Origin of the sequence: Streptomyces sp. NPDC052016, from assembly GCF_044548445.1 — a bacterium.
Lineage (GTDB): Bacteria > Actinomycetota > Actinomycetes > Streptomycetales > Streptomycetaceae > Streptomyces.
In genome coordinates this window covers 319,256-341,521 of sequence record NZ_JBIUBX010000004.1, presented here as the reverse complement: position 1 = coordinate 341,521, position 22,266 = coordinate 319,256, and the positions used below count along the sequence as shown (strand labels likewise).

The 22,266-nt window shown below is 69.1% G+C and carries 18 protein-coding genes and 3 pseudogenes; 10 read left to right on the top strand and 11 right to left on the bottom strand.

What is annotated here, in order from left to right; translation table 11 throughout:
* Nucleotides 1–94: 94 nt before the first annotated feature.
* A pseudogene (locus ACIHAR_RS08085) lies at nucleotides 95–344 on the bottom strand (IS701 family transposase); the annotation flags it as partial.
* A 202-nt stretch (nucleotides 345–546) separates the two neighbouring features.
* Between ACIHAR_RS08085 and ACIHAR_RS08080 the strand changes: the two are divergent.
* Nucleotides 547–1,218 carry a hypothetical protein gene (locus ACIHAR_RS08080; protein ID WP_400017870.1) on the top strand — a complete coding sequence of 224 codons (672 nt, stop codon included), beginning with the start codon at nucleotides 547–549 and terminating at the stop codon, nucleotides 1,216–1,218.
* Between the two features lie 312 nt (nucleotides 1,219–1,530).
* Here the strand turns inward: ACIHAR_RS08080 and ACIHAR_RS08075 are convergent, their stop codons facing one another.
* Together ACIHAR_RS08075 and ACIHAR_RS08070 are read right to left on the bottom strand one after the other, a co-directional pair.
* Nucleotides 1,531–2,133, bottom strand: coding sequence for a biotin carboxylase N-terminal domain-containing protein (locus tag ACIHAR_RS08075; RefSeq protein WP_400017868.1), 603 nt, complete (start codon nucleotides 2,131–2,133; stop codon nucleotides 1,531–1,533).
* A 100-nt stretch (nucleotides 2,134–2,233) separates the two neighbouring features.
* Nucleotides 2,234–3,232 carry an NADP-dependent oxidoreductase gene (locus ACIHAR_RS08070; RefSeq protein ID WP_365452866.1) on the bottom strand — a complete coding sequence of 333 codons (999 nt, stop codon included), beginning with the start codon at nucleotides 3,230–3,232 and terminating at the stop codon, nucleotides 2,234–2,236.
* Nucleotides 3,233–3,786: 554 nt separating this feature from the next.
* On the opposite strand from ACIHAR_RS08070, the gene ACIHAR_RS08065 reads away from it, so the two are divergent.
* From ACIHAR_RS08065 to ACIHAR_RS08050, 4 genes are all read left to right on the top strand, one after another.
* Nucleotides 3,787–5,346 (top strand): Re/Si-specific NAD(P)(+) transhydrogenase subunit alpha, encoded by a 1,560-nt coding sequence (locus tag ACIHAR_RS08065; RefSeq protein ID WP_400017865.1) that lies wholly within the window; start codon nucleotides 3,787–3,789, stop codon nucleotides 5,344–5,346.
* Between the two features lie 6 nt (nucleotides 5,347–5,352).
* Nucleotides 5,353–6,819 (top strand): Re/Si-specific NAD(P)(+) transhydrogenase subunit beta, encoded by a 1,467-nt coding sequence (gene pntB / locus ACIHAR_RS08060; protein ID WP_400017863.1) that lies wholly within the window; start codon nucleotides 5,353–5,355, stop codon nucleotides 6,817–6,819.
* A 390-nt stretch (nucleotides 6,820–7,209) separates the two neighbouring features.
* Entirely contained in the window at nucleotides 7,210–7,392 is a 183-nt protein-coding gene (locus ACIHAR_RS08055; protein ID WP_400017860.1) for a hypothetical protein, read from the top strand.
* A 31-nt stretch (nucleotides 7,393–7,423) separates the two neighbouring features.
* The gene (locus ACIHAR_RS08050; protein ID WP_400017858.1) at nucleotides 7,424–8,083 is read left to right on the top strand and encodes a histidine phosphatase family protein; all 660 of its coding nucleotides are present in this window, start codon (nucleotides 7,424–7,426) and stop codon (nucleotides 8,081–8,083) included.
* 491 nt (nucleotides 8,084–8,574) lie between these two features.
* On the opposite strand, the gene ACIHAR_RS08045 is transcribed toward ACIHAR_RS08050, so the two are convergent.
* Nucleotides 8,575–9,282: a MerR family DNA-binding transcriptional regulator gene (locus tag ACIHAR_RS08045; RefSeq protein ID WP_400017856.1), complete on the bottom strand. Its 708-nt coding sequence runs from the start codon at nucleotides 9,280–9,282 to the stop codon at nucleotides 8,575–8,577.
* A gap of 88 nt (nucleotides 9,283–9,370) precedes the next feature.
* On the opposite strand from ACIHAR_RS08045, the gene ACIHAR_RS08040 reads away from it, so the two are divergent.
* Both ACIHAR_RS08040 and ACIHAR_RS08035 read left to right on the top strand, forming a co-directional pair.
* Nucleotides 9,371–9,985 (top strand): putative immunity protein, encoded by a 615-nt coding sequence (locus ACIHAR_RS08040; RefSeq protein ID WP_400017854.1) that lies wholly within the window; start codon nucleotides 9,371–9,373, stop codon nucleotides 9,983–9,985.
* Complete coding sequence (locus ACIHAR_RS08035; RefSeq protein ID WP_400017852.1) at nucleotides 9,982–10,494, top strand: putative immunity protein; 513 nt, start codon at nucleotides 9,982–9,984, stop codon at nucleotides 10,492–10,494. The genes ACIHAR_RS08040 and ACIHAR_RS08035 overlap by 4 nt, the downstream gene beginning before the upstream one ends.
* Before the next feature lie 1,776 nt (nucleotides 10,495–12,270).
* Here the strand turns inward: ACIHAR_RS08035 and ACIHAR_RS08030 are convergent.
* From ACIHAR_RS08030 to ACIHAR_RS08020, 3 genes are all read right to left on the bottom strand, one after another.
* Nucleotides 12,271–12,807 carry a hypothetical protein gene (locus ACIHAR_RS08030; RefSeq protein WP_365452892.1) on the bottom strand — a complete coding sequence of 179 codons (537 nt, stop codon included), beginning with the start codon at nucleotides 12,805–12,807 and terminating at the stop codon, nucleotides 12,271–12,273.
* A 273-nt stretch (nucleotides 12,808–13,080) separates the two neighbouring features.
* The gene (locus ACIHAR_RS08025) at nucleotides 13,081–13,479 is read right to left on the bottom strand and encodes a gas vesicle structural protein GvpA (RefSeq protein ID WP_365452895.1); all 399 of its coding nucleotides are present in this window, start codon (nucleotides 13,477–13,479) and stop codon (nucleotides 13,081–13,083) included.
* An 896-nt stretch (nucleotides 13,480–14,375) separates the two neighbouring features.
* Entirely contained in the window at nucleotides 14,376–14,693 is a 318-nt protein-coding gene (locus tag ACIHAR_RS08020) for an STAS domain-containing protein (protein ID WP_400017849.1), read from the bottom strand.
* A 231-nt stretch (nucleotides 14,694–14,924) separates the two neighbouring features.
* Between ACIHAR_RS08020 and ACIHAR_RS08015 the strand changes: the two genes are divergently transcribed.
* A complete protein-coding gene (locus tag ACIHAR_RS08015) occupies nucleotides 14,925–15,167 on the top strand; it encodes a hypothetical protein (RefSeq protein ID WP_400017847.1) in 243 nt (80 codons plus the stop codon).
* Between the two features lie 700 nt (nucleotides 15,168–15,867).
* Here the strand turns inward: ACIHAR_RS08015 and ACIHAR_RS08010 are convergent.
* On the bottom strand, nucleotides 15,868–16,485 hold the full coding sequence (locus tag ACIHAR_RS08010; protein WP_365452901.1) for a hypothetical protein: 618 nt from the start codon (nucleotides 16,483–16,485) through the stop codon (nucleotides 15,868–15,870).
* Between the two features lie 498 nt (nucleotides 16,486–16,983).
* On the opposite strand from ACIHAR_RS08010, the pseudogene ACIHAR_RS08005 reads away from it, so the two are divergent.
* A pseudogene (locus tag ACIHAR_RS08005) lies at nucleotides 16,984–17,239 on the top strand (carbonic anhydrase); the annotation flags it as partial.
* A gap of 101 nt (nucleotides 17,240–17,340) precedes the next feature.
* On the opposite strand, the pseudogene ACIHAR_RS08000 reads toward ACIHAR_RS08005, so the two are convergent.
* Together ACIHAR_RS08000 and ACIHAR_RS07995 are read right to left on the bottom strand one after the other, a co-directional pair.
* A pseudogene (locus ACIHAR_RS08000) lies at nucleotides 17,341–17,576 on the bottom strand (Sua5 family C-terminal domain-containing protein); the annotation flags it as partial.
* 195 nt (nucleotides 17,577–17,771) lie between these two features.
* On the bottom strand, nucleotides 17,772–19,487 hold the full coding sequence (locus ACIHAR_RS07995) for a SpoIIE family protein phosphatase (RefSeq protein ID WP_400017844.1): 1,716 nt from the start codon (nucleotides 19,485–19,487) through the stop codon (nucleotides 17,772–17,774).
* A gap of 804 nt (nucleotides 19,488–20,291) precedes the next feature.
* Between ACIHAR_RS07995 and ACIHAR_RS07990 the strand changes: the two genes are divergently transcribed.
* Nucleotides 20,292–20,741, top strand: coding sequence for a DUF4383 domain-containing protein (locus ACIHAR_RS07990; RefSeq protein WP_400017841.1), 450 nt, complete (start codon nucleotides 20,292–20,294; stop codon nucleotides 20,739–20,741).
* Nucleotides 20,742–20,968: 227 nt separating this feature from the next.
* Here ACIHAR_RS07990 and ACIHAR_RS07985 read toward each other — a convergent pair whose 3' ends face one another.
* Nucleotides 20,969–22,171, bottom strand: a complete 1,203-nt coding sequence (locus ACIHAR_RS07985; protein ID WP_400017839.1) for an Ig-like domain-containing protein — start codon at nucleotides 22,169–22,171, stop codon at nucleotides 20,969–20,971.
* Between the last annotated feature and the right edge of the window lie 95 nt (nucleotides 22,172–22,266).

The window sequence follows — 22,266 nt, the reverse complement described above, 5'->3', positions numbered from 1 at the left end:
GACCGCCGCCATCTGGCACAACGACCAGACCGGACAACCGACCCCCCGCTCACTGACCGCCTACGATCACTGACCCCTTGGAATAGATCATCTAGAAGGCGACTTCGCCGCTGCTGCGGTTGCGGCGGACGAGCAAATGGCGGTGACCGGGCTGGTCGTCGGCAACGTCGGCCAGGGCCCAGTCGTAGAAGCGGTGCCCCTTGGCGCCGGCGCCTGCGGATAGCTTCTGCCAGGCCCGTTTCGGCAGCTTCTTGGCCAGTGCGGCCCGCACTGGCCGCCCGGGTGGCGATCTGGTGATCGCAGGCAACCGCGAGGAAGTAGCCGACCTTGCGTGCTCCCAGCGCGCCCATCGGCATCCCACTACGCCATCGACAGCAGATGCTGCAGGCCGTACGGGGCGCATCGCCGACGTGCTCGGCCAGCGTCCAGCAATCCACGCGTGGCAGGTCCGACAAAGCCCGAGCACGAACTTCCGCGCCGCCGTGGTTCCACTCGGTTGAACCGTCCCGCTATGCGGCCCATCAGGACCTCCAACCCGTCCTGCCAGTGGGCGGGATCTATGCTGTGGCCTGCGGCCGCCGCCTGATCTTCTGCCCACCGGTGATCAACAGTGGCCGCGTTCTCGCCGTTCGCCCCCTGCCATCCGGGGGTGAGGCTTATGTGCGTGCGCCCGGCAGGGGGGTAATCATGTGGTCGACCGCTTCACGGCCGGTGTTCCGCCGCTACGTCGGTGCCGTCGTGGTCGGCGTGGCCCTGGCCGCAACCTCAGGATGCACGGTTCCCATCGATGCCGTCGCCGGCATCTCCGTGACCGGCGACGGCCATCTGCTCGGCGTCATGATGGTCTGCGGACATCAGATCGAGGGCGCGACCCTCTACGTGGACAGCGCCGACGTGGACAAGACGGTGACGGTCGGTTCGTGGACCGCCGACCGTCCCCTCACGCCCGGTCTCGCCACCTGGACTCTCGATTCTCCTGCTGCTGGCTGGACCGCGACCGAATCTCTCGCTCCGCTCACCACCAAGACCACATACGCGCTGTACGGCTGGACCAAAGACAACTCGTGGTCATCGAGCAGCGTCTCCTTCACCCTGGCCGACCGGGACAGGCTCACCCCCGGAAAGGTCCGCTACAACAGCGTCTCGGACAACGGCGACGATTCCGCAATCACCGTCTCCATGGCGGAGTTCAGGACCAGGGCCTGCCAGAACATGTAACGCCAAGGCGCCCTCGGCCAGGCCGAGGCACTTCCCTTGTCGGGAGGCACGGCTCAACGTTTCCGCGGCTGACGGCCGGAGGCCTGCCCCGGACCGTCTTAGTCACGCCGACATCTACTGTGCGGGTACTCGAGACTGCGTCTGAGAGGGCCCGACGAGGAGCGAGCCCTAACGGGAACTGAATCATCGAACCAGGGCGTGCCGGCCAGCCGTACACGCAGCGGGCTGTCTCTTCGGGCTGCGCACCGGAGGGCACGACTTCACTCCCGTCAGGCACGGTCCAGTGCTCCAACGGGACGGCTCTGCAGGGCGTCAGTCAAACGATCCTCCCAGCAGGCGGTAACTTCCCAGCGTGCACCAAGAGGTTGACCGACCGTGGACGGTGTCCTCATCACCTGACTGAGCCGTCCAAGCGTTGGGGTGTAGTCGGCAGAGCGGCACCGATGACCGACGTTGGTCACCCGTGCCGCTCATGGCGGTGCCGTTCGTGGTCGGCTGCACGCTGGGCGGATCTCGCCCCCAAGGATCACCAGGTGTCGATACCGGGCCGACGCGTGCTGTTGACCCACCGGTCAAGGTCTCGACTGTGGGGCCGACCATCAGGACGCCGGCGTCCTGGCAGGCCCGGGCCAGCTCCGGGCTCTCGGACAGGAAGCCGTACCCCGGATGCAGCGCGTCCGCTCCCGAGGCGACGGCGGCCTCCACCATGGCGCTGACCTCCAGGTAGGCGGCGGGTCCGGTATCCGCCAGCACCTGGAGTTCGTCGCAGCGCCGCACGTGCGGGGATGCCCCGTCATCGGCCGAACGCACGCCTACGGTCGCGATCCCCATGGCCCGGGCCGCTCTGAAAATCCGGCAGGCGGCCTCTCCGCGGTTGGCGACCAGAAGCTTCCGTAGAGGAGGCATCGAGGTCATGCCAGCTGACTCCCGTCGGCGGCCCGCACGGCAGGATGGCTTTCGAGGAGCCTGCCTCCGGTCGGTGGGCACGCGTCCGGGACGGGGCCCTTCGCCGCGGTCATGCCAGTTCCAGGACGAGCTTGCCGACGTTCTCTCCGCGGAAGAGCATCTGCAACGTCTCGGGGAAGTCGTCGACAGTCCCGCTGACCACGTGCTCCTTGACCTTGAGCTGTCCGGTGCCGATCCAGGCGGCGATGTCCTGGCCGGCCTGCGGGTAGCGCTTGGCGTAGTCGAACACGACGAGGCCTTCCATACGGGCGCGGTTCACCAGCAGAGAAAGGTAGTTGGAAGGGCCCTTGACCGGTGTGGCGTTGTTGTACTGGCTGATCGCACCACAGACCACGACACGCGCATGCATCGCCAGCCGGGTCAGCGCGGCGTCCAGGATCTCTCCTCCGACGTTGTCGAAGTAGACGTCGATGCCGTCGGGAGCATGTCGGCGCAGCGCTTTCCTTACGTCCTCGGCGCGGTAGTCGATCGCCGCGTCGAAGCCCAGTTCGTCGGTGAGCAGAGCGCACTTCTCCGGTCCTCCGGCAATGCCGATGACCCGGCATCCCTTGACCTTGGCGATCTGTCCCACGATGGTGCCGACAGCTCCGGCCGCTCCCGACACCACGACGGTCTCACCGTCGCGCAGTGCTCCGACGTCGAGCAGGCCGAAGTAGGCGGTCATGCCGGGCATGCCCAGTGCGCCGAGGTAGGTGGAGGGCGGGGCGAGGGAGGTGTCGATCTTCATGGCGCCCCTCCCGTCGGAGATCACGTACTCCTGGACGCCGAAGGCGCCGACCACGTGGTCGCCCGGCTGGTATTCGGGGTGGTTGGAGGCGATGACCTCGATGACCGAGCCGGCGCGCATCACCTCGCCGAGAGCGACGGGGGGCAGGTAGGAGGGGCGGTCGTCCAGCCAGCCCCGCATCGCCGGGTCCAGGGAGACGACGCGAGTGCGGCCCAGGAAATGGCCGGGGCCGGGCTCCCCGACGGGCTCGGAGGTGATGTCCCAGTCTTCGGGCTTCACCTCGCCCACTGGGCGGGCGGCCAAACGGATCTGGCGATTCATGGTGGACACAATGCCTCCGATCACGTGCGACTAGCGCAGCGTACCGACCAGTAGGTATGAGAGTGGTGTGTCGGTGGTCACAGTTCAGCAGCATCCGAGGAACACCGGCCGCCGTCAGCAGTGCGGCGGCGGCTGTGACGCCTCGACGCCGTACTGATGCGTGAGTGGCAACCGAACCGCCCGACAGAGGCACCTTCCACCGTGGGGCCGCGCTGGACGCCCCACGCGGGGGTTCATCGCGTGGCCGCGCCCGATGAACCGCCCGCCCCTCACACGCCACGTGCGTTGCGGCCTCCCCCCAGCCGACTGACAGACCGTCAGGCGCTTGCCACGCCAGGGCGGAACGGTCTCAACTGCGCGAGGCCGGCTGGTGCGATCCCACGTTCTCCGATGTCTTCCGGTCGGTAGCGCAAGGTGAAGCACGTCACCGTCCGTTCGCGTTGGCCCGTACCAGTCTGGCGGGTAGGTTCCAGCGATCACGGGGGGAGGACGTCCCCACCCGCCCCGAGCGCGGGTTTCCCTTGCGCACCATCCTCTGATGAGAGATACAGGACATGTCTGCTCAAGAACCCTCACAGCATCCTCCCCGGCGCATCGGCGTGGTGGCCGAGTCTGTCTCCGGGGAGACGCGGGTCGCGGCGACCCCGGCGACGGTGAGACTGCTGCTGGGTCTCGGCTACAAGGTCGTCGTCGAGTCCGGGGCCGGCGAGGCCTCCGGCTTCAGCGACCAGGCGTACGCCGAAGCGGGAGCAGGGATCGGCGAGGCCTGGGACGCGGATGTCGTCCTCAAGGTGAACGCCCCCTCCGACGCCGAGATCCGCCGGTTGCGCAAGGGCGCCACCGTGGTCGCCCTGCTGAGCCCGGCGCAGAAGCCCGAACTGCTCCAGACGCTCGCCGACGCCGACGTCACCGCCCTGGCGCTGGACGCCGTACCGCGTATCTCGCGGGCGCAGTCGATGGACGTGCTGTCCTCGATGGCGAACATCGCAGGCTACCGCGCGGTCATCGAGGCCGCGCACGCCTTCGGACGGTTCTTCACCGGCCAGGTCACCGCGGCGGGCAAGGTTCCGCCGGCGAAGGTGCTGGTGGCCGGTGCGGGTGTGGCCGGTCTCGCGGCGATCGGCGCCGCTTCCAGCCTCGGCGCGATCGTCCGCGCCACCGACCCACGGCCGGAGGTCGCGGACCAGGTGAAGTCGCTGGGCGGCGAGTACCTGCCGGTGAAGGTCGCTCAGGAGGCGAGCACCGACGGCTATGCCAAGGCGACCTCCGCCGATTACGACCGCACCGCCGCCGAGCTCTACCGTGAGCAGGCCGGGGACGTGGACATCGTGATCACCACCGCGCTGATCCCCGGCCGGCCGGCGCCGCGCCTGCTGACGGCCGCGGACGTGGCCGTCATGAAGCCGGGCAGCGTCATCGTCGACATGGCCGCCGCGATGGGCGGCAACGTCGAGGGCACCGTGCCGGGGCGGACGGTGGTGACCGACAACGGCGTCACCATCATCGGCTACACCGACCTGGCCTCCCGGCTCCCGGCCCAGGCCTCGCAGTTGTTCGGCACCAATCTGGTGAACCTGCTGAAGCTGCTCACTCCCGGCAAGGACGGGCAGCTGACGATCGACTTCGACGACGTCGTGCAGCGGGCGGTGACCGTGGTGCGCGACGGCGACGTCACCTGGCCGCCGCCGCCCGTCGCCGTCTCGGCCGCGCCCGCCGCGCAGCCCGCCGCGGCCGCACCCGAGGCGCCCGGTCTGAAGCAGTCGAGGCCGGCGCCTGCGTGGCGCTACGGCCTGATCGGGCTCGGGATGCTCGCCATGTTCCTGGTGGTGGCCTTCGCCCCCGCCCAACTCGCGGGCAACTTCACCGTCTTCGCGCTGGCGGTGGTGATCGGCTACTACGTCATCGGCAAGGTGCACCATGCGCTGCACACGCCGCTGATGTCGGTGACCAACGCGATCTCCGGGATCGTCGTGATCGGCGCCCTGCTGCAGATCGGACACGAGAGCCGACTGGTCACCACGCTGTCCTTCATGGCGATCCTGCTGACGAGCGTCAACATCTTCGGAGGTTTCGCCGTCACCCGCCGCATGCTGTCCATGTTCTCGAAAGGCTGAGCCGAGATGACCTCCCTGACGGCTTCACACGCTGCCGACCTGGTCGCCGCCCTGCTGTTCATCCTCAGCCTGGCCGGCCTGTCCCAGCACCGCACCTCCCGGGCCGGCGTCGTCTACGGCATCGCCGGCATGGCCCTGGCCCTGGTCGCCACCGTCGTCGTGGCGGCGCAGAGCATCACAGCCGGAGCGGTCGCGCTGATCGTGCTGGCGATGGTGCTCGGCGCGGCGATGGGCCTGTGGCGGGCCCGCCGCGTAGAGATGACGCAGATGCCCGAACTGATCGCCGTCCTGCACAGCTTCGTCGGCCTCGCCGCGGTGCTGGTGGGCTGGAACAGCTACCTGGAGGTGGAGGCCCACGGCACGGCGCAGACCGTGGTCGGTGCCGACCTGCTGGGCATCCACCACGCCGAGGTGTTCATCGGCATCTTCATCGGCGCGGTCACCTTCTCCGGCTCGATCGTCGCCTTCCTCAAGCTCTCCGCGCGGATCAAGTCCCGTCCACTGATGCTGCCCGGCAAGAACGCCCTCAACGTCGGCGCACTCGTCGCCTTCGTCGCGCTGACCGTGTGGTTCACCATCAGCCCGAGCCTGCCTCTGATGATCGCGGTGACCGCGCTGGCGCTGGCGCTCGGCTGGCACCTGGTCGCCTCGATCGGCGGCGGCGACATGCCGGTCGTCGTCTCCATGCTGAACAGCTACTCCGGCTGGGCGGCAGCCGCGGCCGGCTTCCTGCTCGACAACAACCTGCTCATCGTCACCGGCGCGCTCGTGGGCTCCTCCGGCGCCTACCTGTCGTACATCATGTGCAAGGCCATGAACCGGTCGTTCCTCTCCGTCATCGCGGGCGGTTTCGGCATCGAGGCACCGTCGGGCGCCGCGGAGGAGCAGGGCGAGCATCGCGAGGTACGCGCCGCGGAGGCGGCCGAGATGCTGGCCCGTGCCCGCTCGGTGATCATCACCCCCGGATACGGCATGGCCGTCGCCCAGGCCCAGCACCCCGTCGCGGAGCTGACACGGCGGCTGCGCGAGCGGGGCGTCGAGGTCCGCTTCGGCGTCCACCCCGTCGCCGGCCGCCTGCCCGGGCACATGAACGTGCTGCTGGCCGAGGCGAAGGTGCCCTACGACATCGTCCTGGAAATGGACGAGATCAACGACGACTTCACCGACACCTCGGTCGTCCTGGTCATCGGAGCCAACGACACCGTCAACCCCGCCGCCACCGACGACCCGGGCAGCCCGATCGCCGGCATGCCGGTGCTGCGGGTCTGGGAAGCCGAGCAGGTCATCGTCTTCAAGCGCTCCATGGCCTCCGGCTACGCGGGCGTGCAGAACCCGCTCTTCTTCCGCGAGAACAGCGGCATGCTCTTCGGCGACGCCAAGGAGAGCGTCGAGGAGATCCTTCAGATACTCAGCGCCGCCACCGGAGGCGACGCGTCCCCGGCCACACGCCGGACGACGGCGGCCAGCCACTGACAGCCCGTCTCCGACGTCCACCCGGACTCCGCGCGTGACCGGGTGGACATCGGCCACCTGGTCGACCGAGATCAGGTCCTACCTGGCACGTCTCGAACTCGCCGCAGGCGACTCGCCGGTCTCACCGTCATGCCCGCGCCCACCACGGGCGCCCTCAGCTCAGGCGGTCCTGTGCGTGGTGAGGTGAGAGAAGAGACAGCCACGGTGAAGCCATCCGCCAGGTACGTGAAGTTCCGACGACCAGGGCGGATGATGGCCCAGATCTTGGGTCCGCTCGGCCGGCTCCCTGCCGGGATGGCACCGCAACAGACATCGATTCGCGTGGCGCACGCGCGATGTCCTCGGCGGTCCGAGCGTCCACCGGCGATCCCGATGGCCCGGAGATGGAATATGGCGAACAAGAGGTCCTTCTACGAGGTCTTCGGCCTGTTCCGCCTGGCCGTGATCGCCCAGCAGATCTACTACCGCTACCACCACAAGCAGACCCGCAACCCGGCCTCCCGGCATCTGTGGCTCGCCGTCACCTACTTTGGGCGACGCTGCCGTTCGGCCATCCGGCGCGCCGGCCGTTGACAACCCGGCACATCGAGAACCAGGAACATTCATGCCACTGATCTGTCTCGTGCGCCACGGCCAAGCCTCCTTCGGCGCACACGACTACGACGTCTTGTCGGACCTCGGCCGCGAACAGGCCCGGGCCGTGGGCCGGGAACTCGCCCGCCGTGAATTGCGCGACCCGCACATCATCTCCGGCTCCCTCACCCGCCAGCGCGACACGGCCCGCCTCCTCGCGGACGCCGCCGGTTTCACCGAGCCACTGTGCGAAGACCCACGCTGGAACGAGTTCGACCACGTGGCAGTGCTGCGCCGCTACCCGGATCCGGGGCTGCCCCGCACGGCTGCGGACTCCCGTGCCGTCCAAGACGTCCTCGACCGCGCCCTGCGCTCTTGGATGGAGGACACCGACGAAACGGCCACAGGATGGGCCGCCTTCAGCAATAACGCCGCCACTGCCCTGACCGAGTTGTCCGCAACCCTCGGAAAGGGCCGCGACGCGGTCGTTGTCACGTCGGGCGGAGTCCTCGCCGGGCTCTGCGGCACCCTGCTCTCCATCCCACCGGCCGGCCTCATCGCCCTCAACCGCGTCACGGTCAACGCCTCCATCACCACGTTGGTCTCCGGCGCTTCCGGCACCAACCTGCTCACGTTCAACGACCATGCCCACTTCACCGGCGAACAGCAACACCTGCGCACCTACCGCTAAACCCTCACAACGAGTCCAGGACCGGCGCGTCCCTGGACCGCCCACGTCGAGCCAAGGACGGAGAACCCCATGACGACGATGACGGCAGCCAGAATCAACCTGGAGACCGGCACATTCGGACTGCACGAACTCCCCGTACCACCATGATCGCCAGCTGAGGGTCGTGCTCCTTGCAGCCTCCATCGCAGCCAGAAATGCCTGCGGCGGCAGGTCGGCGTGCACGCCGAGGTTGGTCATGGTGTCGAGACGTACGCGTCCCGCAGGCGGTTGTACCAGGCGTCCAGGTAGCGGCCGTTGTCGTAACGGGCTCCACCCACTCTCGTTCCGGGCGGGGTGAGCTGTCCGCCGGTCGGCGTGTGGTGGAGCGTCTTTCAGCACCGGATCGCTGCACATCGACGCCCGGAGATCGCCGGGATCAAGTGTCAGTCGAGATGGATCACTGTGCTTCTGTGTCCACCGCTGAGGGCCGTCAGGGGGTCGTAGGTCGGGGCTCAGCTCGCGGATCGGTCCAGCGCTTCCAGGTAGATGGAGAGCTGACCAGCGGCGTACAGCTGGGCCGTTCCGCGACCCCTGAGGTCGCGCCGCCACTCTTCCAGTGCCCCGGCGAGCCCTTTGAGGCTGCCGGCCCCGCGGAGTTGTCCGAGGACGGTGGCGATGGTGCCCAGGGCCTGGCCTCCTCGGCGCAGCAGGTGCGCCAGCTCCGCGTCGCGCACGTCCAGCGCGAGATACTGGCGGTGCCCGGTGCGCGCGTCACGCTGTGGGGTGAGGAGCCCAGCGCGTTCCCAGGCTCGCAGGGTGGCCGGGTTGAGCCCGAGGTGGCGGGCGAGTTCACCGATGCTGTACGGCGCCCGATGACCGACCGCTGCATCTGGGGTTGCGGCTGCGAGATGAGAATGCGCCGCTTCGACGGTTAGTAGCGTGTTGCGGTCACGAGCCAGGAGCGCGTGTCCAGCGTCAATGTGCTCCAGGGCCTCGTCCAGCCGGCCGCTGGTGACGGCATGCATGATGCGCCGGCTCGTCGAGTGGCCGAAGGCAGGGACGAGCGCCAGGTAGGCCGTGAGGCCGGCGGCATGAGTGGCGGTGTAGTCCCGGTATCCCGTCGGGCTGCGGTGGGCAGGCGGGATGATGCCGGCGTCCTCGTAGTTGCGAACCGCCTGCGTGGAGAGGCCGTGCCGACGAGCCAGGTCCACGGGTCGCATGTGACCTCCGATTGAGGGTTTCCACGCACGTGAGCGGAAAACCAGCCGCAAAGTCTCCACCGAGCATTCAAGAATACAATTCAGCAACATGGCAAAGAGCAGGCACACCGTGCCCGGAGACTTCGACCTCACGATGGACGAGCTGCGCGTCGTGGCGCGTTACGCGGTGTGGCACGCAGAGGACGTCTTGTCGGTCTTTGAGCGGGATGTTCCCGATGATCCGCGTCCCCGTGCAGCGATCGACGCGGCCTGGGCGTTCATCAAGGGTGCCAACAGGTCGAAGTGGCAGCGCGTCACTTCCCTCGAGGCGCATCGAGCCGCTCGGTCCGCGCCCTCCGAAGCCGCGCGACTGGCCGCGCGATCCGCCGGTGACGCCGCGTCTGCTGCATACCTGCATCCCATCGCACAGGCCAGCCAGGTCGGCCACATCCTGCGAGCCTCCGCGAACGCCGCACGCATCGGCGAGATAGAGGCGGGCGGCGACCCCGCGGTTGCGGATGCCCTGCTGGAACGGTCGCGGCGGCGTGCGGCACCGGTGCTCATCGACGTGCTTCGCCGCTACCCACCCCTGACAGGCGGCAGTAATCACGTCGCCCGGCTGATGAGCACTCTGGATCACTCCCTGCGCCAGACGGCTGACCGGTCGGCAGGGCATACCGCAGGGAGTCGCGCCCATGCGCTCAGGAGGGAACGCAAGTCATGATCCTTCCAAAGGTCCGTGACCCTCGCTTCGTGACGATCCGCCGTGGTGGGACTCTCACTGATGAAAATCACCGGCTCCTTGCTCTATGGGCTGCCTCGTGTGCAGAGCACGTACTTCACCTCTTCGAGTCGGCCCAGCCTGGGGACCCGCGACCGCGCCGGGCAATCGAGCATGCGCGGGCCTGGGTACGTGGTGAGGTCAAGATGATGCAGGCTCGCGCGGCGGGTGGCCATGCGATGGGGGCAGCCAGAGACTTGCGTGGGGCAGCACGGCATGCTGCGTACGCCGCCGGCCAAGCCGGGGCGGTGGCCCACGTCGCCGCGCACGAGCTCGGCGCGGCCGCCTACGCGATCAAGGCTGCACGTGCAGCGGCGCCGGAAGGCAGCCGCGAGGCCGCAGGGCGACTCGAGTGCCAGTGGCAGCGTGATCAGCTCCCGAGGGCAATCCGTGAGCTCGTACTCGATGACCAAAGGTTGCGCAACGACATCTGCTGGTCGGTGTTCGACTGACCTCACCGCCGCATCGCCCGCGGCTTTCGCGCCCGCGACCACTACCGGCTACGCATGCTGCTCATCGGCGGCGGACTCGCTCGCCCCCACCTCAGACAGGCAGAGCCCGATTACCCAACCACCGGCCGAAGGACCGTGTTTTCTTTGGCCGGCTGACGGATAGGATCGTCGCTGGTTCCGCATCGGTCACCGCAGCGAGAGCCCCGCCGATCACCCCCGGGTCGGGCATGGTCCGAAAGAGACGACCCAAGGTTGCGAGATGCCCCTGACTGCCGACCGGACCGCCCTCGACTTGCTCGATGCGCACCTGGAGGCACTATCGGACGGAACGGACCTCCCGCTCCCTCAGGGGCCGGTCCGTCTTGCAGGGGAAGGAGGGGGCGAGCTCATCCACTGGGCCCTCGACCAGCTCCGGCGCATCCCCTGCGAGCCGAAGGACACCTTTGCTCGTCAAGTCAGCACTCTGCTGCTGGAGTTCCGTTAACGGCGCTGTCCCTGGAACGCGGCGGCGCTGCGGCTGCTCGACGACACGTACACCTTCGCGGCTACCGGCCCCCGGCGGCACAAAGACTGGGCCCACGACGTCCGCGCTGTGATGCACCGATCGGTTTCCGACCCCCGGGGTTGGGTCCGCCTGGATTGGGACCGCACCAATGCCGCCCGCCGCACGATGCCTGCGTACCCCTTCGATCCCCCGGACTCATCAGAGCTGCCTGGCCTCCTGTACCCCCTGGATGCGGAGGCAGCAGTCGCCGCGCTCGCCATCATGGCGAAGGAATGGCAGTCTGAACCCGCACCTGTCCGCTCCCGCCCAGACCGGGATGCCGCGCTGGCGGATGCCCGAATCCTACTGACCGGTACGGGCCCACCGCGCGCTACTGGACCAACGCGACGACCGCCACTTCTGACCCGGCCCCGGACTTCCTCGCAGCGGGTCTCCAGGGCACTCAATCACATCGTTTCCTCACCTCCGAGTACCTCAACGGCCTCGACTTCTTCGAGGACCTGGGCCTGATCGCGGTAACGGATGACGAAGTGGGTGTCTTCTGGTCGTTCGGGGCGTACTGACGACGTCCAATAAACACCTGGCGACAGTTCCACCGCGCCTCAGTCCCCCCGCCCGGGCATCGCCGCCGTTGAGGCCGGCTGTGCCCGGGCAGCCCAGGGCCTGTCCGGCAAGCGTGAATTGAGGTGTGTGCGGCGCACCCGTTCCAGTGCTGGACCGACCCGATCGGCTTCGTCGGCATGCTCGGCGTCGAAGATCGGACACGTCGCCGAGGGCCCCATGACGGAGACCAGGGCGGGCCGCCGTCCGTCGACGCCCCGGTGTCGGAGATGCCGAGGCTCTCCGCGCGAACGTGCAGGTCGGATTCGCCGACCCGCTTCTCCTCAAACCGTGTCGAGGAGCGAACCAGAAGGTCGCGGAGGCGCTGGATCGCCCGGGAGGGACGGCCGCCGCCAACTCGATCACCGACACCGGTCCACTCATGCCTTTGAGCCTCTCCAGCCGGGACCGTCCTCCCCACCTCATTACTCAGCGCGCAGGCACCACAACACTTGAGCCAGGACCCCAGAACGGACGCCACCTCCGCGCCAGCTGACGGCATGTGGCGCTCGTGGCCCTTTCGAGCGTCCTCATCGTGCCCCGACCGATCTGCGGTCCCGGCTGAAGAGGAAGCGACGCAGGTTCTCGACGTCGGCAGCGACGGGACAGGAAGGGCGCCAGAGAGTAAGAAATCCCGGCCCATCTCGCCGACGTGGCACCCGACGGCCTGGCTAATGGATCAGAGCATTCGCACTAATGATCATTAGGCCGATCAGCATATCGAGGCCCCCTGCCCGGCACGAGGACGGCCATCCGTGCCCAGCGGTGCGGGCGGCGGAAGCACCCAAGCCGAACAAGGCGACGGTGTTGAACAGCAGGGCCGCATCTACAGCCATGGCCTCTGCCCACCACCCGGCTACCGCGGCAAGCAGTATCCCCACCGTGGGCAGCACGGCGGCGACCAGTGGCCACTCGGCGAGCACCGACCGCAGTCTGCTCGCGGTGGCCGGTCCGTCGACGGACGCACGCTGGGCGATGACGTGCGCGTACCCATGGGCTGCACTCGATGCCAGCGCGGTGAGCAGTACCCACAGCGCATCGGGACCAGGATCGGCCTCCTCGCCCGCCGGGTCCAGCGCGGCCACCATGGCGCTGGCCAGCACCAGCCCGTAGATGCCGCTGAACAGCCACCGCTCCGGCGGCCGTCGCCGCAAGATCCCCTCTGGTGCAACGCCCTCAGGGCGGACACGGTCAGCGCGGTCGGGCATCACATCGCCTCATACGCGAAGAAGGATGGGTCCGCACATGCTCATCCGCGTCACGTCAGGGACAACAACGCCACGCGGGTAAACATGAAGTTCTACCTGAAGAGTGGCAGGGTGCCGCCGCCGGATCCCGTGCCGACAACGGTCGGCACGGCATCCCAGTTCGCCCTGGCGCAACACGCGTACCCGCCGCGAGGGGTCTCCGATGCCGTCCAGGTCCTGGCGGAGAGGAGTGTGTGAGGCGCGGATGATCCCGTAGACGTAGGTGCTCATCTCTCATTCCTCTCGCCTGCGCGCGGCCCGGTCGCTCTGACGTTCCCGGCCCTCGCCACGTTCCTGCTGGAAGGCGTCGGAGACCGTCTCCGCGGCGCCGGACAGGGCTCCCTTGGTCTTGCCGCGGGCGCCGGAGTCCGTGAGCTGTCCGGTGAGCTCCGTCAGCCCGGCCGGCCTGCGCGGTCCCGCTTCCAGGTCGAGGCGGTTGCACGCCTCGGCGAAGCGCAGGTAGGTGTCGACGCTGGCGACCACGATCCGTATGTCGATCTTGAGTATCTCTATCCCGATGAGCGAAACCCGTATGTACGCGTCGATCACCAGCCCGCGGTCGAGAATGAGTTCCAGAACGTCGTAGAGGCCGCTGGAACCGCCCCCGCCGCCCTGCTGTGTCGCCACGGTCATCACGGCCAACCCCTTGCCATCTTGTCTCTGCGTGGTCCCGTCGGCGCTGTCCCGCACTGCGACGCAGGTTTTCAGGTGCGAGTAGCCCCACCGCCTGCACCCAAACAAACGTACGAACTTGGTGAGGTGGGGCGGCAGACATCGACCTCTACCTGGGCGGCTCCGTGCCCTTCATGCGCACCTTGCGCTGGGCCGGCGTCCCCGCGCACCGCAACCGCTGCGAAGGAGTCGGCCCCGGTCGGCGGCCCAAGCGAAAGACAGAGCACCTACGCCATGGACTCCGGTGGCGACACCTGAGAAGGGGGGATCCGACGATTACTCGGTATGGAGCGTCTGCTCATGCCGCCCGGAGCTGGCCGGGCACGAGCCGCCACAGCCCGTGGTCGTCGGCGTGCAGGTGCACGGAGCTGCACCTGCCGTGCCCCGGGCCGGACTTTCGTCGCCATGAGGCCGCGCCCTGCTGAGTCCGGCCGCTACCGGCAGCCCTTTCGGCAACGGTCGGAAGGACCCGAGGCGAGTCGGCGACAACTGTCCCAATCCGGCATCCCGCCCGTCCAGGCTGCACAGGGCGCGCGGTCCAGCACATCCTCGCCGCGGCATCGGTGAGGGTGCTGAGGACGGTACCGGCGTCCCCGCGGGCGGCTTCGGGAGTTGCACCCTTGATGACATGGCGACCGCTTCGACGAATTGGTGCCCGCTGAGCGGTCGGGTCGCCGGCAGCGGCTCGCGGAGTAGCCGTGCGAAGGGTGCCGGGAGCTGGTCGGCGAGTTCCTGCGTTCGCCGCCGAGCAGGTGGACACCAAGGATGGCAGCCACCGCCCGCGTCCTCCGCTCGGCTCCCCCGATGGTCCGTACGCGACGGGCATGGGGCCAATGGGCGGTATGGATGGCCAAAGGTCAGTTGCTGAGGGCGCGGGTAAGCGTTTCGCGGCAGTCGATGACGGTGTCGACGCCGACGATCTGCAGGGTGCGCATCACTGATGCGGTGGGCGCGGCCAGCCGCAGCCAGCCGCCTGCCTCACTCGTAGCGTGGTGGGCGGCGATGAAGATGTTGATGCCGCTGGAATCCATGAAGGTGACCCGACCGAGGTCGACCACGATGCGAGGGCGGACACCGTCGGGAACGTCCAGGGCTTGCCGGAGCTCGACCCCGGTGTGGTGGTCGATCTCTCCCGCCAGAGTCAGCACACAGATGCCGTCCGTGGTGTTGGACACGATCGACAACCCGGCGGGCTGCTGATGGGGCTCAGCTCGTTCGGTATCCGTCATTCGTCCCTCAGCCAAATCGGTGATACCGGCACACTGAGACCTTAGCCTGGAGTGCTGATCCGCACGGTACGGGTGATTCCCTCATGCGGGGAGGCCCACAGCAGGGTGAAAAGCGTGCAGCGCGCATGCGCGGGTACGCGCGGGGGGGTGTGAACGGGGTAAGAGAAGGCGGTCGGCGTGGAAGCAGTCCCTGTGGGTGAGGACAGCGCCGCGCCGGGCGATCAGGCCATACAGGCCACGGTGGCCCTTGACGGCGACGGCACCTGCCTCGCCCGGGCGCGCCATCTGGCCGCCGACTTTCTCAACCGTGTGCATGCCGAGCACGGCCCGCCCGTCTCCCAGCGCGCCACGGACCTGACCCAGCTGGTGGTCAGCGAGCTGGTCACCAACGCCCGCAGTACGCGCTCGTTCCGGGGCTGATGGATCTGCGGATCGTCGGCGACGTGGTTCGAGGCGATCGCCTACGCCACCGGCATCCGCGCCCCGCGCCCCGCGCCCCGCGCATCAAGGCATGCACCGAAGATGGAGCGGCAGGCCCCCTCCAACCCACCCGGGACGAATTGACAGAACTCACCCAGGTCCTGCACCTGCCGCTCGGCAAGGTGCCGGCAGCGAGCCGGCCGCACCACACCGCGGCGGCCCACCCTGGTCTGCCCGTGTGACCTTCCCAACGGCCGGACACGGCGCATGCCGAGTCACCGTATGGATGGGGCACTCGCCGCATGGGCTTTGAGCTCTGCGGGCTGCTGGTGTTGTTCGTCCTCAGTACCGAGTTGCTGCCCGCCGCGAACAGGTGCCGGGGCGGGTCACTCAGGCGGCTCGGAGGCTGCCTACTCCACGGCGAAGCGGGCAGCGTCGTCCGCGAGCTCGCTATCAACGCTGTGCTGCGGCCCTGGTGCGGGAGGGCACGCCGTGCTTGCGGCCGGCGGCCCTGCGGCCGTGGAGTAGGCACTGACTCTTCGGCGATAGGCGCCGGAAGTGCCCGGTCGCTTGGAATTCCGCCGCACACACGCACCCTCGGCCTGCTCTCGCGGCTTGGGGTTTCTCACTACCTTCGGTGAGCACCCCTTCTTGGCCTTCTGTCCTCATGGGCGGCCGCCGGCGAAGAGAACCGGGGTAGTCAGTGCTGCATCCAGCGCCAGTCCGGCATGGACGGCGCATGCGGCATGGAGGGCATGTGCGGCGTTCTGCTCATGGCCCGCTGCCACATCCCCCGGGCCTGTTCCTCGGGGCGCTGCTGTTCTCCGTGCAGCGCGTTCAGGACGAGCATTCCGCCTGTCAGCGCCGGGATTGTCCACTGCAGGAAGGCGAGCTGCCGCTGCGCCTTGTCCGTGTCGACGGGGTGCTCCTGGGCCTTTTCGGTGTCTTCCGGGTCACTGGAGGACGCCAGCTCGATCTTCTTGCCCAGCACCCGGCTGTAGGCGGTGGCCGCCAGTGCGGCTCCGGTCAGAACTGTCTTTGCGACGGTGGAGGCGGCCACTCCCTGCTGGGTGGCAACCCGTGCGGCGTTCGCCGCGAGCAGGCCACTGCTGCCGACGAGATGGGTGCCGATGGCCGCGGCGTTCACCGGCGCCCACTTCGCCCAACCGGAGCTGGCGATCCGCGCGGTGACCGCCTGCGTTCCGCCTTCAGCTCGTGCCGCGCCGTTGAGGCCCACTGCGCCCATCAAAGCGCCGCCGAACCATGCAGCCAGCCCCAAGTCGTGCAGGCTGCGCATGACGGTATTGCGTTCCGACATCTCGTGACTTCCTTTCGGTGGACAGCGAGGCCGGCAGCACACCGGTGCTGCATCCACTGTTGCCCGACCCAAGACGGGCCGCACCTCGGGCACTGGCGAACGGACCACAATCCGTAACAGCCGTCGTGAGAGGCAGCCCATGAGCGACACAACCTGGCCGCGACACGCAGATAGGCCCCGCGGTGGTCCGCCGCTCGCCCGTCCGTTCTTCGGCCCCGGAACGCTGTCGGCCCTGGCCACTACGAACTCGGAGCCCTTGCCGTGCCCCTCCCATGGCGGCACCGTCACGATCGCCTGGTGTCGCGTCTACGTCGCCGACTTCGCCTCAGTACGACAAGACCTACGGGACGATGGCGGGCGTCATCGTCCTCCTGGTGTGACTGTGGTTAACCCATCTCGCGATGCTGCTGAGGTGCAGTTCGACGCCGAGGCCGTACGCCGGCCGGTCATCGCCAGCGGCCCGCCGCCGGAAGCCGAGCCATAGGCCGAATGCGCGATTACGTGCGGGACGTGATCGAGCGGGTGACCCTCAGCGTGCTGGCCGCCCGCGCCGCCGGGTGAACCGAGGACGCCGATCTCATCGCCGAGCACATCCGGCACAGTCGGCCTGCTGCTGGACCGCTCCCGCGTCCTGGCGCAGGCGGTCGAAGCCGGACAGGCCGCCGTGGTGGGACTGTCGTACCGGCTTGCCGACCGAACGGCCCGCCTGGTCACCGCCCGCGGCCTTGAGGTATCTGCACACGCGGTTTCGTGACGCGGGGTGTTCAGCGTTGCGGGGGCACGACCGTGCGCAATCGGGGTCGGCGCGCATTCGGTGGGCTCTGGCAGGATCATCGAACGGCGTCGATGCTGGGCCGGGCCCGCGGCGTTGCTCAGCCGGTTGGCGATAGCCAGTCCCAGCCCCTCCTCCACCGGGCAACGAAGCGACGATGAGGTCGCACCCCGCCGGTCGAGCTCGCGCAACAATCCATAAGACTGTGCGGGTAGGCGGCCATGGAACCGGGAACCGCCACCACGGCGTGCGCCTTGACCGGGGCGTCGGCGAGGGAGGGGGGAAGAAGAACGCCCACCTGGTACCCCAGCTCCTGCGCGGCCCTGCGACCTGCCCGGTGCCGCGCTCGGCGTCACGCTGGTGAACCGTTCCGACCACAGGACCGTCGAGGCACTGCGGTCCTAAGCGTGGCGGTACATCGAAGGCGACACACCTCGGACGGCCCTGCTCGGCCCGTTCCGCGTCCTGGTTCCCGAGACCTGAGCCCACGTCCCGCGCCAACGCCGTCACGGCCTCACAGCGTCGGCAGCCGCAGGGCGAGGATGGCCACGTCGTCGGTGCTGCCGGGCGGCATGCGCGCGAGCAGCTGGTCGCAGAGCGTGTCCAGCGGTTCGTGGGCGAGCGCGAGGGCGTGGTGGCGCAGACGGGCGAGGCCGGTGTCGAGGTCGCTGCCGGGAATCTCGATCAGGCCGTCGGTGTAGAGCAGCAGGGTGGAACCCGGCGGCAGGGGCAGCGCCGCGTTCGGCCGGCTGCCGCCGGTGCCCGGACCGGCGCCGAGGAGGAGTCCCTGCCCGGCTTCGAGGTACCGCGCCTGTCCGTCCTGGTCCAGCAGGAGGGGCGGCGGATGCCCGGCGCTGGTCCACCGCAGCGTCCACGGGCCGGTGTGCGGGCTGCCGTCGAGCAGGGCGAGGACGAGGGTGGCCATGGGGACGGTGGTGATGGCGGGCATGGCGTCGTCGAGGCGGTCGACGACGGCGCCGGGCGGTCCGGTGTGGTCCCAGGCCAGAGACCGCAGGATGCCGTGCAGTTGCGCCATCCCGGCCGCCGCGGTCAGGTCGTGGCCCACGACGTCGCCGATGACCAGCGCAATCGTGCCGTTCTTCAGCTCGAACGCGTCGTACCAGTCGCCGCCGACCTGCGAGCCGGCCGGGGCGGGCTGGTAGCGGGCGGCCAGCCGCAGGCGGCCGGGCTGGGGCAGCGGGGCGAGCAGGTTGCGCTGCATGGCCTCGGCGACGGCCCGCTGGCGGCCGAACCGGCGGGCGTTGTCGATGACCAGGCCGACCCGGCGGCCGATGTCGCCCACCACTTTCAGGTCGTCGGTGTCGAAGGGGTACGCCGGGTCGGTGCGCACCAGCGTCAGGGCGCCGGTGACCCGACGCCTGGAGCCCAGCGGCACCGTGATGGTGGACGTCGCACCCACCGCCCGCAGGAAGCCGCTGTGGACAGCGGCCAGGGCAGAGGCGGTCGGTGCGGCCACGTCCGCCTCGCGCTGCAGGACGGGATCACCGCCGTGCAGTACCTGTACCAGAGGTGAGCGGGCCGCCTCGCCTGCCTCGGGAAGGCGCTCGCGCCAGTCCTCCTGAGCGGCGTCCCGGCCCTCGGGACCCGTCGCCGCCACACGGTGGACCTGTCCGGAACCGACCCGGAGGTCAACCGCCGCCCAGTCGGCGAGGCGGGGAACCAGCAGGCGGCCCAGCCGGGCGAGAGCCTCATCGGTCTCCAGCGTCTGACCGAGCACGTCGGTGATCTCCGCGACCAGCGTCAGCCGCTCGGTGAGGTCCTCCAGAGCACGCGTATAGGCCGCACGCTCCCGTCGTGCGCTGCGGTCGCCGGCGGCGTCGGTCAACAGCACGGCCATGCCCATGAAGGAGCCGTCGTCCGTCAGGGGAGAAGCGGACCATGAGATCGCGATCAGGCCACCGTCACCGCGCAGAAAGCTGTCGCCCTCCCCTCGCGCCTCGAGCCTCTCGGCCAGGGCCCGCAGCAGCGGGCAGTGCTCCCGTGGGATCCTGCCGCCGTCCGCGTCCCGGTGCAGCAGGTCGTGTGCGTCCTCCCCGCGCATCGCCGCGGCGGCACGGCCCAGCAGCCGCTCGGCGGCCGGGTTGACCGCGAGGATCCGTCCGGCGGGGTCCACCACGATCAGGGCCGTGCCCAGCTGCCCGACGACGTGCCGCCAGAAGCCCTGCTCGGCCGCCGACGACCACAGCCCCGCATCTCCCACACCGTCCACCACGCTGCCCCTCCCGTCATGGAAACCCTCGCCGAAGACCGCAGGCGGATCGGCAGACCGACACACCAGTGGATCGATGGTCCCCGACTTGACACCGATCATCTCGGCGACCTTGCCTACTGCCCATGGTGTCCGACGGGTGGTGGTCGTCGTCGAGCCGGTCGGCGGCGTACAGCCGCCTTCGGCGGACGAGGCGCGGCAAGGCGGCCCTGGCGGCGCTCCAGACGTGCTGCGTCTGCACCTGGTCGTCGGGAAAGTCGGTGGTGTCCACCCCCAGAATCAGATCCACTGTTCAAATTCACTGTCATCGCGGACACGCCGCCGCCTGCACGACCAGCCGTGGTCGGGCTGGGCGTGGTGGGGCTGGAGGCGTGGTCGGCCTCGTGGTCGGGGTTCGTGGTCGCCCTGAACGCCAGCTCGGTTGAGTGTGAGCTGGCGGACGTTCCCGCCGAACAGGCTGGCTGCAGCGGGGGGACGGCCTGGCGGCGTGTGCGGGAGGTCCGAGACCCGCCCTGACAGGGGCACAACATTGCGCCTGCTGGGAAACCGTCAACCTCCGACGACAATCTCGCCCGGTCACCGCCGCAGCCAGCGGCAACCACGGTCGGCGACCGTAGGTCATCGACGGCGGCTCCCTACCGTGGGCCCGCGCGCTGACCACAGAGCGATGACGGCGGCGTCCAGGTAGTGGGGCGTCCACAGCCGGCGGGGCAGGCCGTGCATCGTGGTCGGCAAGCCGACAGCGGGGTACACGGGTACACGAAGCGACTGCGCATAGCCGCCATCGTGAGGGGATCCGCCGTCATGACCACACACGCCCGTTCCGCTGCCCGCACCTCCATCCAGCAAGCCGCCATGGTGGTGGGAGCGGTCTTCCTCATTATCGGCATCCTGGGCTTCATCCCGGGTATCACGACGAACTACTCCGCGATGGAGTTCGCCTCCCATGAATCGGAAGCAATGCTGCTCGGCATCTTCCAGACTTCTGTTCTGCACAACCTCGTCCACCTTGCTTTCGGCATCGCCGGCCTGCTCATGGCCCGCACCGCACCGGGCGCGTACACGTACCTGCTCGGTGGCGGCGCCATCTACCTGGTGCTGTGGATCTACGGACTGGTCGTCGGACACGGCACCGAGGCCAACTTCGTACCTTTCAACGCCGCCGACAACTGGCTCCACTTGGTCCTCGGCCTCGGCATGATCGGCCTCGCCCTCCTGCTGGGCCGTCGACGCACCCTCCGTAGCCGCCTGTAACAGCCTCGAGGAAACAAGCGTCTGACGGCAGGCGCTGACTGTAAGCGGCAGAGACTGCAGGAACAGACCGGAAGCCGCCGTCGCCAGGGCGGGGTCCAACGGCACTGTCACGAGGCTGGCGGCCGTCGCGGCGCTCACGGGCGCCCCGGGGTCGTCACTGCTCGGTCCGGCCGCTCAGCGGCACTCGGCCTCCTGGCCACGCCCCCGGTCGGCAGGCGTCGCCGTCCTCACCGCAGCGCACTCTTCTGCCGCCAGGCGGTCCACGGCACGTTCCACGCGCCGAAGCCGTTCCCCGGGTCGACCACGCCCTTGGTGTCCTTGCCCGTGATCTCGAACGGGTCGCCCGGTCGTACCTGCCCGTAGAACCAGGCCGCGTCCGCTTCGCTCATGCCTATGCAGCCCGAACTACGGTTGGCGTTGCCGAAGTGGGGGGCGTTCCACGGGGCCGCGTGCGCGTACATGCCCGACCAGGTCAGCCGCATCGAGTAGTCGACCATCTTGTCGTAGGCGTCGCCGAGGCCGACCGTCTCGGAGTTCATGTTGATCGTGCCCTCCTTGGCCATGAGCACGGCTGTTCCGCGCCAGGAGCGCTTGTCGCCGCCGGGTGTGCCGCCGGAGACCGGGATGCTCCGGACGGTCCTGCCGTCGCGTACCAGCGTGAGCCGGTGGCGGTCGAGGTCGACCTTGACGATCTGGTGGGCGCCGACGGTGAAGGTCGTCGTGTAGTCGCGCACGAACCAGCCGCCGTCGGGGCCGGAGTCGGTGCCGTTCAGTGCGGCGTTGAGTGTCACCTTCGTCCCGGGCTTCCAGTAGGACTTCGGACGCCAGTCGGCCCGGTCCTTGCCCGACCAGTCGCGTATCCAGCCCCAGGAGCCCTCGGTGCCGTCCGAGGTGGTGACGTGGAGCTGCTTCTCGACCTCGGCGCGGTTGTTGACCGGGTGGTCGAAGACCAGGGAGATCGGCTGGGCCACGCCGACGGTGGTGCCGGTGCCCGGACGCCAGTCGACCTTGTTGACCCTGTCCGCCTCGGCCGTGGTGAAAGAGGCCTTCGTGGTGGCGGCGCTGCCGCCCTCGGTCCGGGTCGCGACGGTGACCGTGTACGCCGTGCCGGGTGCGGCCTTGCGGTTCGAGACCCACTTCCCGCCGTCGGCCGCGACCTTGCCTGGCAGCCGGCGGCCGTCGGTGTCGGTGACCGTCACCGAGGTGAGACGGCCGTGAGAGGCGGTGACCGTCACCGGCCGGCCCGGCGCGGCCCGCCGCCCCTGGGGCGTGACGGTGACCGTGACGGGCCGGTCGTCGGACTTCTCGGTGCGCGACGCGTCCGAAGCGGCCGGCGGCGAACTCGACGAGCAGGCGGCGAGCGGCGCCAGCAGGGCCGCCGCGACGGCGGCCCGTATCGGGGCATGGGCGAACACACGTGTGCGGTGCAAGGGGACCTCCGGAACGGACGACTCCGCGGTGACAAGCGGACCATCGTGACTGTAGAGCCGGAAAAGGCCAGGTCAGCCGCTACGGAGCAATGTGA